This is a genomic window from Mycoplasma enhydrae (genome assembly GCF_017116825.1).
Classification (GTDB): Bacteria; Bacillota_I; Bacilli_A; order Mycoplasmatales; family Metamycoplasmataceae; genus Metamycoplasma; species Metamycoplasma enhydrae.
On the sequence record NZ_JAFIRD010000001.1, the window covers coordinates 71,256 to 83,293 of the forward strand.

Sequence of the window (12,038 nt, forward strand, 5' to 3'; positions counted from 1 at the left end):
AAATTATATTTTAAAAGCTGCTTTTTTTAAATAAAAAACTAACAATTATATAAAAATTTACAAGATTGTATTTATTTTGATTAAATCAATAAATTTTGGGAAAAATTAAGTACTTTTTTAGATATATTTTGAATTTTTTCAAATATAAATGTCTCATTTTATATAATGTTAACATGCTATATGTTTTGTATAATCTATTATCTAAAAGTGGAAAAAATCAAGCTAAAATGTTTAGTATTGTTTCGAGTGCAATTAAGACCTTTAAGAGAAACTCTCTTAAAGTTATTGACATAACTAAGATTGTTGATTATCAAAAAGAAATGAGTTATTTAACCAAAGATGACATTATAGTTATTATAGGTGGTGATGGAACATTAACTTATGTACTAAATGAACTAAGAAAAGCAAAAAACTTGCCTGATGTATATGCATATAAAGCAGGGACTGGAAATGATTTTATAAGAAATATTAAAGCTTCTAAAAAATATGAAGTCATTAATCGGAATTTTTATAAATTAAATAGTTTTATTAAATGTTTGCCCACTATTAAATCTAGTAATTTAGAAAGAAGTTTTTTAAATGGTGTAGGCCTTGGTGTTGATGTAGAAATATCAAAGGCTATGAACACTAAAAAAGCATTACATGCTAATGCATCATTTTTTAGAGTTAGTCTAGAATGCATTAAAAATTTTCAAACAAAAAATAATATTAAAATGACAGTGGATGATAAAGAATATAACTTAAATGATGTAAGTCTAATAGCAATTATGAATGGCCCTTATTTTGGAGGAGGAATGAAAATTGCTCCAAAGGCTAATTTAGCAAGTAATAAATTATCAATAATTGTTATTTCAGGACTTAAGCCTAAAAGAATAATAGGCTTATTTGGTTTAGTATATTTAGGCTTACATATCAAAGTTAAATATGTAAAACAATTTTTTGGCAAGTATGTCAAAATTGAAAACGTTCCAGATAATTTAGTTCAAGTAGATGGCGAAACATTTGAGGTTGATAAAGTTGTGGAAATACAAAAATAATTAAAACATACCAAGAAATTAGACACTGGTATGTTTTTTAAAAATAAAATTTTGAAAGAAAAAACATCAAATTTTGCATTTGATGTTCGAATTAAATTATTTCAAGATCTTTGTAACTGATCCTGCACCAACTGTTCTACCACCTTCACGGATTGAGAATTTTGTTCCTTCTTCAACAGCGATTGGTGAGATTAAAGTAACTTTTAGATCTACTTGATCTCCAGGCATAACCATTTCACGGTCTCCAATAAATGCGATTCCACCTGTTACATCTGTTGTACGGAAGTAGAATTGAGGTTTATAGTTTTGGAAGAATGGTGTGTGACGTCCACCTTCTTCTTTTTTAAGAACATAAACTGTTGCTTCAAATTCTGTGTGAGGAATAATTGTTTTAGGTTTAGCTAAAACTTGACCACGTTCGATTTCTGATCTATCAACACCACGTAGTAATAAACCAGCGTTATCTCCAGCTTGAGCTTCTTTTAAGTTCTTTCTGAACATTTCAATTCCAGTAACAACTGTTTTTTTGGTTGGTTTTAGACCAACAATTTCAACTTCTTCGTTGATTGATAGAACTCCACGTTCTACTCTACCTGTTGCAACAGTTCCACGGCCGGTAATTGTAAATACGTCTTCGATAGCCATTAAGAATGGTTTATCAACTTCACGTTTCGGTTCTTCAATATATGAATCAACTGCATCCATAAGTTGCATAATTTTTTCTTCATATTCTGCTTCACCTTGTAGAGCTTTTAAAGCTGAACCAGGAATAATAGGAGCATTGTCACCATCAAAACCATATTCTGATAATAGACCACGAACGTCCATTTCTACTAATCCAACCATTTCTTCTCTTTCATCAGCTTTAAACATATCAATTTTGTTTAAGAAGATAACGATCTTAGGAACACCAACTTGTTTCGCTAAAAGAATGTGTTCACGAGTTTGAGGCATAGGTCCATCTGTTGCAGCAACAACTAAGATAGCACCATCCATTTGTGCAGCACCAGTAATCATGTTTTTAACATAGTCAGCGTGGCCTGGACAGTCAACGTGTGCATAGTGACGTTTTTCTGTTTGATATTCGATGTGTGAAGTATTAATAGTAATACCACGTGCTTCTTCTTCAGGAGCATTATCTATAGAAGCATAGTCTCTAGCTTCTGATAAACCTTTTTTAGATAAAACTGTAGCAATAGCTGCTGTTAAAGTAGTTTTACCATGGTCAACGTGTCCGATTGTACCAATATTTACGTGTGGTTTCGAACGGTCAAAATCCATTTTTGCCATATTTAATTTCCTTTCAAAAATTTTTGATTAATATTTAATTTTTATTTTTATTTAAGATTAAAAATCTTAGTTAAACGCGTTTAACCACCTAAGCATAGTCTTTCATCTATGTCCTGTCCGATTGCGTTTAGTTTTAAAGTCAATAGAATAAATTTTAACAAAAAAATATAAATATTTACATTAATATTCTTAACGACTTAAATCATAGTATTTTTCGCTTAAAAATTAGCAAGATTAAAATTTCTTGTCATCTTTAATAATTCTTCCTAAAGTATCTTGTAAAGCATCAATAGGAACTTGTTTAAATTCACCTGTTTTAGCAACAGTTACTCCACCATTTTCTTCACTAACAATAATTGTTATTGCATCTGAAGTTTCAGATATACCCATTCCCGCTCTATGTCTTGCTCCATATTTATTATTAATAGATTTTTTAGTAATTTTGTAATATGTTGCAGCATAATGAATTTTATTATTTCTAATCACAACTGCTCCATCATGTAGCGGACTGTTTTTATTAAAAATAGAAATTAGAAGTGCTGCTGAAATATTAGCATCTAAAATGACACCGTCAGTTCTTAAACTATCTAAATTATCATTGTTCTCGATAGTAATTAAAGCACCTGTTTTAGTTTTAGATAAATACTCAATAGCTTCTTTTAGTTGGAATATTATTCTTATTCGTGTTGAATCACCTAAGGCTTTTTTATTTGATTTGTTTCTTTTAATAGCATTGAAAAGTGCTATTGCATAGTTGGTAACTATTACAATTGTTACTAAAATAACTAATGATAATATTGCATATAATATGTTTTTTTCCATAATCTTATTTTCCTATCATCATTTATTTAAGCCAAGAATAATCACAAGCATAATAATAATTAAAGCAATAAAGGCTGAAATGATTGTTATTTTTAGTCATAGTGGCATTGGCTTAGTTTTAGTTGCTAAAGGTGAATCTGACCATTTTTCATATTCAATGTAATTAGCATATTTAAGTTTAATTTTATTTTGGCGTTTTTGAGTTTCTTCAATTTTAGTTGAGTTCTTTTCATCCATTATTTTCATGAATCTTATTTTTTGAAAAAATGAAAAAATCTCCATTTCAGAGTATGGTTTGTAAAAATAAGCTTTTTTCTTATAGTTCTGAAATTCTGCAATTATTTTTGAAATACTATCATTCTCAGGATCATATTTCAAACTACGGGTATCTTTTTGTTTTTGAGCACCTAAAAGTTTTGCCATTTTTTCTCCATTCTTTCAACGAAATTCAATATTTTTATATAAAATAATCTTATTATAATTATTTATATCGTTAAAATTTTATATTAAATTGGGAGATAAAATGAAAAAAACAATTAAAGATATTGAACTTAAAGGTAAGAAAGTAATTTTGAGAGTTGATTTTAATGTACCTTTATTAGATGGAAAAGTAATGGATACTAAAAGAATAGATGCAGCAATACCAACAATAAAATATATTTTGGAAAATGGTGCTTCTTTAATTATGCTTTCACACCTTGGAAGAATTAAAACTCCAGAAGATAAAGCTAATAAAACTTTAAAACCTGTTGTTGCTAAATTCTCAGAAATTTTGGGCAAAGAAGTTAAATTTATTCCTTTTACAAAGGGAAAAGAAGTACAGGAGGCTGCTCAAAATCTAAAACCTGGTGAAATCATTTTTTTAGAAAACACTCGTCACGAGGATTTAAATGACAAAGCAGAATCTGGCAATAGTGAAGAGCTATCTAAATTCTGAGCAAGTTTAGGTGATGTTTATGTTAATGATGCTTTTGGAGCTTCACATCGTTCGCATGCTTCAACAGCAGGAATTGCTAAATTTGTTAAAGAATCAGCTTTAGGTTTTTTAATGAATGATGAAGTTAAACATTTAGAAAAAATTCTAGATGGTTTCGAAAGACCTTTTGTTGCTATTGTGGGTGGAGCTAAAGTTAGCGATAAAATCAAAGTTTTAGAAAAACTATTTAATGTTGCTGATAAAGTACTAGTAGTTGGAGGTATGGCTTATACTTTTCAAAAAGCATTGGGTCACAAAATTGGTACTTCAATATGTGAAGATGACAAATTAGAATTAGCAACTCAATATCTAAAACAATATAAAGACAAAATTGTTTTACCAATTGATAATGCTTATACAGATGAATTTGCAGATAAAACACCTAAATTTACAAATAAAGATAATATTGATATACCTGATGGATATATGGGTCTAGATGTTGGTCCACAATCTGTTGAATTATTTAATGAAGTTATAGCTTCAGCAAAAACTATTTTTTGAAATGGTCCAGCAGGAGTTAGCGAATTTAAGAATTTTGAAAATGGAACAAAAGGTATTGCTATAGCTATAGCTAATAACCAAAAAGCTTATTCAGTTGTTGGTGGCGGAGATTCGGTTACTGCAATTAACAAATTAGGCTATCAATCAAAATTTAGTTTTATTTCAACTGGTGGTGGTGCTTCTATTGAATTTATTCAAGGAAATAAAATGCCAGGATTTGAAGCAATTCAAGATAAATAATATTGATGCAAAAATATCGAGTTTAAACTTAAGCACTCGATATTTTTTAATGCTCTAAATTATAAAATCAAGAAACTAAGTTTATAATGGTTTTTAAAGCAATGTTGTTTATACATTTTTTGCTAAAATTTTAAATTATGAAAAATTCCAAACTAAGTTTAAAAGAAACACAATTAGCAATTGAAATTTTAAAAGACGTTTTTTCACATAAATTAAAAAAATCTTTGAATTTAACTAGAGTTTCTGCTCCTTTATTTGTTAGAAGTTCAAGTGGTTTAAATGATGGTTTATCTGGCGAAAAACCCGTATCATTTCGACCTAAATCAATTAATGAAAAACTTGAAATAGTTCATTCGTTAGCTAAATGAAAAAGAGATGCGCTATATAGATATAATTTTGATTTGTATCATGGAATATATACGGATATGAATGCCATTAGACAAGAAGAAATAATTGATAATACTCATTCATTTTATGTCGACCAATGAGATTGAGAAATGATAATTGCTAAAGAAGATCGCGATTTATCATTTTTAAAGAAAATAGTTAACAAAATATATCAAGCTTTGAAATTTACTGAGAAAAAAATTAATAGCACTTATGTTACTTTAAAATCTAAATTGCCTAAAAAGATCTTTTTTATTGATTCATTGAAACTTTATAATAAATTTCCTAATTTAAGTTCTAAGGAAAGAGAATATGAACTAGTTAAAAAATATGGAGCAATATTTATTTATAAAATAGGCTACAATCTTCCAGATAACATACCTCATTCAAATCGAGCCAAAGATTATGATGACTGAAACTTGAATGGAGATTTAATAGTATATGATGAACTAAATGATATTGCACTAGAATTAAGCAGCATGGGGATTAGAGTTGATGCTAATTCATTACAAAAGCAATATAATTTACCATTAGAAGAAATAGCTAGAATTAGTTCATATCATCAAGCTATTATTGAAAATAAATTTCCTTTAACTATTGGTGGAGGAATTGGACAATCGAGAATCGCTATGTTTTTATTAGAAAAAAAACATATAGGTGAAGTTCAAGTTAGTGTTTGAGATGATAAAACGATCGAAAGTGCAAAAAAATCAGATATTATTTTGCTATAATTAATTAATATTAAAAAGTACATAGAGAGTTGTTTAGCTTGACAAGCGTTTGAAACATGCCAACCTGTTTATAAAATTAATAATCAAGGTGGATAGTCAGGGACATTAAATGTCTAACATGTATCATTACACTAATGCTTTTAAAAAACAGCTTTTCTAATTATTGGCTGTTTTTTATGTTTTTTTAATATTAAAAATATAAGAAAGGATTATTTAAACTATGAAAAGAGTTTTAACTTCAGAAAGCGTGGGTGCTGGTCATCCAGATAAAATTTGTGATCAAATTAGTGATGCTATATTAGATGGTTTATTAAAAAAAGATCCGTACGCCAGAGTAGCATGTGATGTTTTAGCAAATAACAATATCATTTACATTGGAGGGCAAATTACTACTTCTGGATATATTGATACAATAAAAGAAGCCTGAAAAGTGCTAAAACCATTAGGATATAATGAAAATGATTTTAATATAATTAATGGAATTTATCCCCAAAGTCCAGACATAGCCATTGGAATTGCTAAAAAAGGTAGTGATGATTTAGGAGCTGGAGACCAAGGAATTTTATTTGGATATGCAACAGATGAAAATGAATATTACATGCCTTGACCAATTGTTTTAAGTCATGAATTGGTTAAGAGAGCTGAAAAACTAAGACGTGCCAAAAAATTTCCTTATGCTAAAAGTGACATGAAGAGCCAAGTTACAGTTGAGTATGACGATGAAAACAATAGCATTAGAGTTGCAAAAGTTTTAATGTCAGTTCAACATTTATCCAATTTCAACGAAGAAAAATTTAAAAAATTTATTAAAGAAAATATTATTGATTATGTAATGGTGAAACATAATTTCAATCTAGATTATGAAATATTAATTAATCCAACCGGAAGATTTGTAATTGGGGGGCCCGTAGGAGACACTGGTTTAACTGGAAGAAAAATAATTGTTGATACTTATGGTGGCTTTGCTCACCATGGTGGAGGAGCTTTTAGTGGAAAAGATGCTACTAAAATTGATAGAAGTGCAGCTTATATGGCAAGATATATAGCTAAAAATCTAGTAGCTGCAGGCGTAGCTAAAATGTGTGAAATTCAATTATCTTATGCTATTGGTTTACCAAGACCTCAAAGTATTTATGTTAATACATTTGGAACTTCTAGATTTTCTGAAAATGAAATAATTAATTTAATAAATAAATTATTTGACTTAAGTGTTAGAGGAATAATTAAAACGCTAAATCTACTTAAACCAATTTATTTACAAACTGCAACATTTGGTCATTTTGGACGCAACGATTTAAATTTAAGTTGAGAGGCATTGGATAAAATTCAAGTTATTAAATCAGAATTAAACCTTAAATAAGCAAATATTATGGATACCAAAATCAGTTACGGTTTTGGTTTTAATTTTAATTTTTTTTAGCCTTTTAATACGCTAAAATTAATATCATGAAAAATGTAAAACTATATGAAATGTTTGCTGGAATTGGTAGCCAATATAAAGCTCTTAAAAATATTGAAAAATCTTTAAAAATCAATGTTAAATCGCTTGGATCTTGTGATTTTTATATTGATGCAATTATTGCATATATGATAATTCATTATGGCGCCGTTTCTTTTGAAGAAAAATATTCAAAAACTGAAATGATAACAAAACTTAAAGAATACATATGAAGTGCCAACAGTAAAAATGTTGTTAGTGACAATTATTTTCAGAAAATGAATGAACAAAAATTGAGAAGAATTTTTCCCTATTTATATGGATATGTAAATAATGATTATTTTTTTAAGAAATTTAATGTAAACGAGAGAGAGAGAGAGAGAGAGAGAGAGAGTCAAACTGACATTACTCATTTCGAGAAACTACCTAAAGATATTGACATTCTAACTTATTCTTTTCCTTGCCAAGATATTTCGCAACAAGGCAAACAAAAGGGATTAGATAACACTCGAAGTGGTTTGCTTTATGAAATAGAACGTATTCTAAAGAATAATAAAAATTCTTTACCAAAGGTTTTGGTTTTAGAAAATGTAAAAGCATTGATGTCTAAAAAATTTATTGAGCAATTTAAGGATTGAACCAAAAGCTTAGAAAAATTAGGATACAAATCAAAATATAAAATAATTAATTCTATTGATTACGGAAGCGCTCAAAATAGAGAGCGAGTTTTCTGTATTTCTTGATTAGACAAAACTAAAAATTTTGATTTTCCAAAACATATTACTCATGAAAATACACTAGACAAAATAATTTGTAATGATAATATGGAAGAATTTAAATATTCCAATAAATATGCTTTTAATGAGTTTAAAAAAACTAAAAACGGAATTTGAAAATCTAAATTAATTGATTATACTAATTTTAATTCTGAAGCCTATATTTATTTAAATAAAGGCTTTGGACCGACTTTAACAGCAAGTGGTGCAAATAGCAGATTAAAATTTTATTTCAAAGAAACTAATAGCATTAATTATATTAATGCACAGCAATCCTTTTTATATATGGGTTTTGATAATAAAGATTATTTAGCTTTAAAAAATGCTGATTTAATGTCAGAAACAAAAATGATTTATTTATGTGGCAATTCTATTAGTGTTGAAGTTTTAGAACATGTTTTTAAGGAAATCATCGAATGCAAGCTTATTTAGATAAATATAGACTTTATTTCATTACTAGATCTGCTAAAAACAAGCGTTCTAATTCCGCTAAAGCAAAAGGCTACATAGATATTTTCATGCAAGAGGACGATTGACTAATTGAGGGCATTTATATCAATTTCGAATATTTAGAAATTGATGAATATACTACTCCAAGTTGATTCATAAAGCAAAATGCTAATTTTAAAACTAGAAATCATTTATTTAAACTAATTGGTTTAAAGCAAGAACAAAGACCAAATATAAATGCAAATAAAACTATTGTTTTAGATGAGAAACAAATTAAAATTGTTAATGACTTTTTTAACAATTATTATTTTTTACAAAATAAAACTATAAAAAATATCATTTCTATTCTAAAAGGAAACAATGCAGGAGGTTCTTTTGCTAATCCAAAAAATGCTGAAATGATAATTGATTTAGAAAAATACACGATGAAAACAAAAGCATATGATAGTTATATTTATAATTTATTTATGGTTTTAGATTTAATTTTAAAAAATCAAAAAAATAACAAAAATTCTAAAGAAATTGAAGAGATGGCTAAATTTTCTAATAACTACAAGAATTATGATTCCTTTATGGATAAGTTTTTTGATGAAAAAAATGATTCGTTTAATAAAGCATCTGAAAAATTTGGTGAGCTATTAAAATTAGCAAACAAAAACAATAAAAATTCAAAAGAAAAATTTGAATGAACCTTATATCAAAAAAGAATAATTAAAGAAATTGATGGCACAAAGAGAATTAGGGAAAATATTATTGATCCTAAAATAGAAAGTTTTAGAAACAAAGCCAGTTCTTTTGAAATAAACGTATTTGATTTAGAGGATATAAAAGCCAAAAGAAAAAGAAAAATGGAAATTGAGAATGCTCATATATATGATGTTAAATATATTAAAAAAGATTTAGAGAATTATGCTTTTAGTTTACACAACACTATCAAAAATATTGATAATGATATAATAGCGGATTCTCCTAAATTTCAAGAAATTCTTGGATATGTTGCAAGCAAGGAAAATTTACTAAATTTACCAATTGATATTCATAAATGTTTTGATAGAAATGAATTTACATATTCTAAATCTGGCGACATTCAAATTTTAGATAAGAATTTTGAACTTGAAGATTGAGAAAAATGCTTGGAAAAAATTCCCCAATCAAAACTAAGTCAAAATATGATTCAATTTATTATTTGAAGAAATCAAAAAAGAAAATAGAGCGGTTTTGTGCTCTATTTTTTGGTTATTTAAAATAATATGGCAGGGGTTAAAGGAATCGAACCCTTACAAATAGTTTTGGAGACTATAGTACTACCATTATACAAAACCCCCATGTTTATAATGTTTTAATTATAAACTATTTTGCTATCTTGAAGTAGCATATGTCACCGTCTTGCATTATATAATTACGGCCTTCTAATGACATTTTTCCGGCTTCTTTGGCTTGTTTTTCTCCACCTAAATTTAGATAGTCTTCATATTTGATAACTTCAGCTTTAACAAATTTTTTTTCAAAATCAGTATGAATTATGCCAGCGCATTCAGCAGCATTCATTCCGTTTTTAAAAACTCATGCTCTAGCTTCGATTTCACCTGCTGTAAAGTATGTCGATTGATTAAGTAAATAGAAACTTTTAGAAATAATTTCATCTAAACCAGATTTTTCAATATTATATTCATTTAAAAACATTTGTTTTTCTTCAGCGCTAAATTGGCAAACTTCATATTCTAATTTAATGCATATTGGAATTAATATTTCATTTTGAATTTTAAGATGTTTTCTTAGTGTTTGAAAATGAATAGCATTATTTAAATTAGCATATGATTTAGAATCTAAATTAGCTACATAAATTGTAGGCTTCATAGTTAAGTATTGATAATTTTTAATTAATTTAAGCTCTTCTTCATCAAAATCTATATTTTTTAGCATTATTTCTTGTTGTAAATTATTTTTAATTTTCAAAAGCAATTCATATTCTTTTTTAAGTTCTTTATCATTGGTGTTTTGAGCTCTTTTGGCTATTCTATTAATAATATTTTCAGTAGTTTGTAAATCAGCTAATATTAATTCTAAATTTATTATTTTTAAATCATCTAAAGGATTTATTTTATTTTTGACATGAACTATATCTTCATCTTCAAAACATCTAATAACATGAACTATGGCATCTACTTCTCGAATGTTAGCTAGAAATTTATTGCCCAAGCCTTCGCCTTTAGAAGCTCCTTCAACTAGACCGGCGATATCTACAAATTGAAATGTTGCTGGAACTACTTTTTTGGCATTTACCATTTTGGCTAATTGATATAATCTAGTGTCTTCCAAGTTTACAATCGCAACATTAGGCTCAATTGTAGTAAAAGCATAATTTGCTGATTCAGTTTCATTAAGCGTTAAGGCTGAAAATAAGGTACTTTTTCCTACATTTGGTAAACCTACAATACCTGCTTTTAATGACATAATTATTCTCCTTTTTATAACTTAAAAAATATTAGTTTAAATTAGAAAAATTATACTATTAAAATGTATTATTATTACATATCAACAGCACATATGATAAGGAGAAAATTTAAGCTATGAATGAAAAGTATAACAAAGGGTCAATAGAAATCATAACAGGACCTATGTATAGTGGTAAGAGTGAAGAATTATTAAGAAAATTTAAAACTCTATGATATGTAGGTTTTAACAGCTTAATTATTAAACCAAAATTTGATAATAGGTTTTCAGAAACTGAAATAGTAAGTCGAGCAGGAACAAAATGTGATACTTACACACTAGAAGATATTAATGAAATATATTCTTTACTAAAAAAAGAGCATTATGATTCTATTTTGATTGATGAAGCTCATTTTTTTAGTGAAGATATTATCAAAATTGCAGATGATTTAGCTAATAAGGGATATTTAGTTGTTATTGCAGGTTTAGACCAGGATTATTTGCACAAACCTTTTGGTCCAATGCCACAATTAATGGCAATAGCTGAAAGAGTAACCAAACTAAATGCTATATGTGTTATATGTAAAAATTTGGCTTCAATGTCTTATCGAAAAATTGATAGCGAAGAACAAAGACTATTAGGTGATTATAATGAGTATGAACCTAGATGTCGTAGATGTTATAATTTAGGAAAAAATATAAAAAAATAAAGTTGCAATATTTTATTAGACTCTTGAATTTGTCTAATAATTAGCAACTTTTTTCATTTAGTAAAAAAGATAAAAAAATGGGGCGTTCGAAGGGGATCGAACCCTCGTATGCCGGAGCCACAACCCGGAGCGTTAACCACTTCGCCACGAACGCCATTTATTAGCCTTATTATTTTAGCATAAATAGTTAGTTTTTTAAAAAACTTAGAATTTTATTAAGACTAATAAAATAGTTGGCAAAAGCCAA

The 12,038-nt window shown here is 27.6% G+C and carries 11 protein-coding genes and 2 tRNA genes; 7 read left to right on the top strand and 6 right to left on the bottom strand.

From position 1 onward, the window contains the following. Nucleotides 1–173 precede the first annotated feature (173 nt). Nucleotides 174–1,037: a diacylglycerol/lipid kinase family protein gene (locus tag JXZ91_RS00300; RefSeq protein ID WP_205851025.1), complete on the top strand. Its 864-nt coding sequence runs from the start codon at nucleotides 174–176 to the stop codon at nucleotides 1,035–1,037. Between the two features lie 96 nt (nucleotides 1,038–1,133). On the opposite strand, the gene tuf is transcribed toward JXZ91_RS00300, so the two are convergent. The 3 genes from tuf to JXZ91_RS00315 form a co-directional block, all read right to left on the bottom strand. After that, nucleotides 1,134–2,327, bottom strand: a complete 1,194-nt coding sequence (gene tuf / locus JXZ91_RS00305; RefSeq protein ID WP_205851026.1) for an elongation factor Tu — start codon at nucleotides 2,325–2,327, stop codon at nucleotides 1,134–1,136. Between the two features lie 234 nt (nucleotides 2,328–2,561). Beyond that, nucleotides 2,562–3,149, bottom strand: coding sequence for a diadenylate cyclase (locus JXZ91_RS00310; RefSeq protein ID WP_205851027.1), 588 nt, complete (start codon nucleotides 3,147–3,149; stop codon nucleotides 2,562–2,564). A 12-nt stretch (nucleotides 3,150–3,161) separates the two neighbouring features. Then, nucleotides 3,162–3,572: a hypothetical protein gene (locus tag JXZ91_RS00315; RefSeq protein WP_205851028.1), complete on the bottom strand. Its 411-nt coding sequence runs from the start codon at nucleotides 3,570–3,572 to the stop codon at nucleotides 3,162–3,164. A 100-nt stretch (nucleotides 3,573–3,672) separates the two neighbouring features. Here JXZ91_RS00315 and JXZ91_RS00320 point away from each other — a divergent pair, with 100 nt between their 5' ends. The 5 genes from JXZ91_RS00320 (at nucleotide 3,673) to JXZ91_RS00340 (ending at nucleotide 9,859) form a co-directional block, all read left to right on the top strand. Beyond that, nucleotides 3,673–4,866, top strand: a complete 1,194-nt coding sequence (locus JXZ91_RS00320) for a phosphoglycerate kinase (RefSeq protein WP_205851029.1) — start codon at nucleotides 3,673–3,675, stop codon at nucleotides 4,864–4,866. 137 nt (nucleotides 4,867–5,003) lie between these two features. Further along, nucleotides 5,004–5,984: an aspartate--ammonia ligase gene (asnA, locus tag JXZ91_RS00325; RefSeq protein WP_205851030.1), complete on the top strand. Its 981-nt coding sequence runs from the start codon at nucleotides 5,004–5,006 to the stop codon at nucleotides 5,982–5,984. 220 nt (nucleotides 5,985–6,204) lie between these two features. Beyond that, nucleotides 6,205–7,344 (top strand): methionine adenosyltransferase, encoded by a 1,140-nt coding sequence (metK, locus tag JXZ91_RS00330; RefSeq protein WP_205851031.1) that lies wholly within the window; start codon nucleotides 6,205–6,207, stop codon nucleotides 7,342–7,344. Between the two features lie 86 nt (nucleotides 7,345–7,430). Then, nucleotides 7,431–8,630, top strand: coding sequence for a DNA (cytosine-5-)-methyltransferase N-terminal subunit (gene dcm_N / locus JXZ91_RS00335; RefSeq protein ID WP_308700622.1), 1,200 nt, complete (start codon nucleotides 7,431–7,433; stop codon nucleotides 8,628–8,630). Beyond that, on the top strand, nucleotides 8,615–9,859 hold the full coding sequence (locus JXZ91_RS00340) for an MAG4270 family putative restriction endonuclease (protein ID WP_205851032.1): 1,245 nt from the start codon (nucleotides 8,615–8,617) through the stop codon (nucleotides 9,857–9,859). The genes dcm_N and JXZ91_RS00340 overlap by 16 nt, the downstream gene beginning before the upstream one ends. A gap of 40 nt (nucleotides 9,860–9,899) precedes the next feature. Here the strand turns inward: JXZ91_RS00340 and JXZ91_RS00345 are convergent. Further along, a tRNA-Trp gene (locus JXZ91_RS00345) sits at nucleotides 9,900–9,973 on the bottom strand. Between the two features lie 25 nt (nucleotides 9,974–9,998). Beyond that, complete coding sequence (gene ychF / locus JXZ91_RS00350) at nucleotides 9,999–11,102, bottom strand: redox-regulated ATPase YchF (RefSeq protein ID WP_205851033.1); 1,104 nt, start codon at nucleotides 11,100–11,102, stop codon at nucleotides 9,999–10,001. Nucleotides 11,103–11,218: 116 nt separating this feature from the next. Here ychF and JXZ91_RS00355 point away from each other — a divergent pair, with 116 nt between their 5' ends. After that, nucleotides 11,219–11,791 carry a thymidine kinase gene (locus JXZ91_RS00355; RefSeq protein ID WP_205851034.1) on the top strand — a complete coding sequence of 191 codons (573 nt, stop codon included), beginning with the start codon at nucleotides 11,219–11,221 and terminating at the stop codon, nucleotides 11,789–11,791. Nucleotides 11,792–11,869: 78 nt separating this feature from the next. On the opposite strand, the gene JXZ91_RS00360 is transcribed toward JXZ91_RS00355, so the two are convergent. After that, nucleotides 11,870–11,945 (bottom strand) — tRNA-His (locus tag JXZ91_RS00360). Between the last annotated feature and the right edge of the window lie 93 nt (nucleotides 11,946–12,038).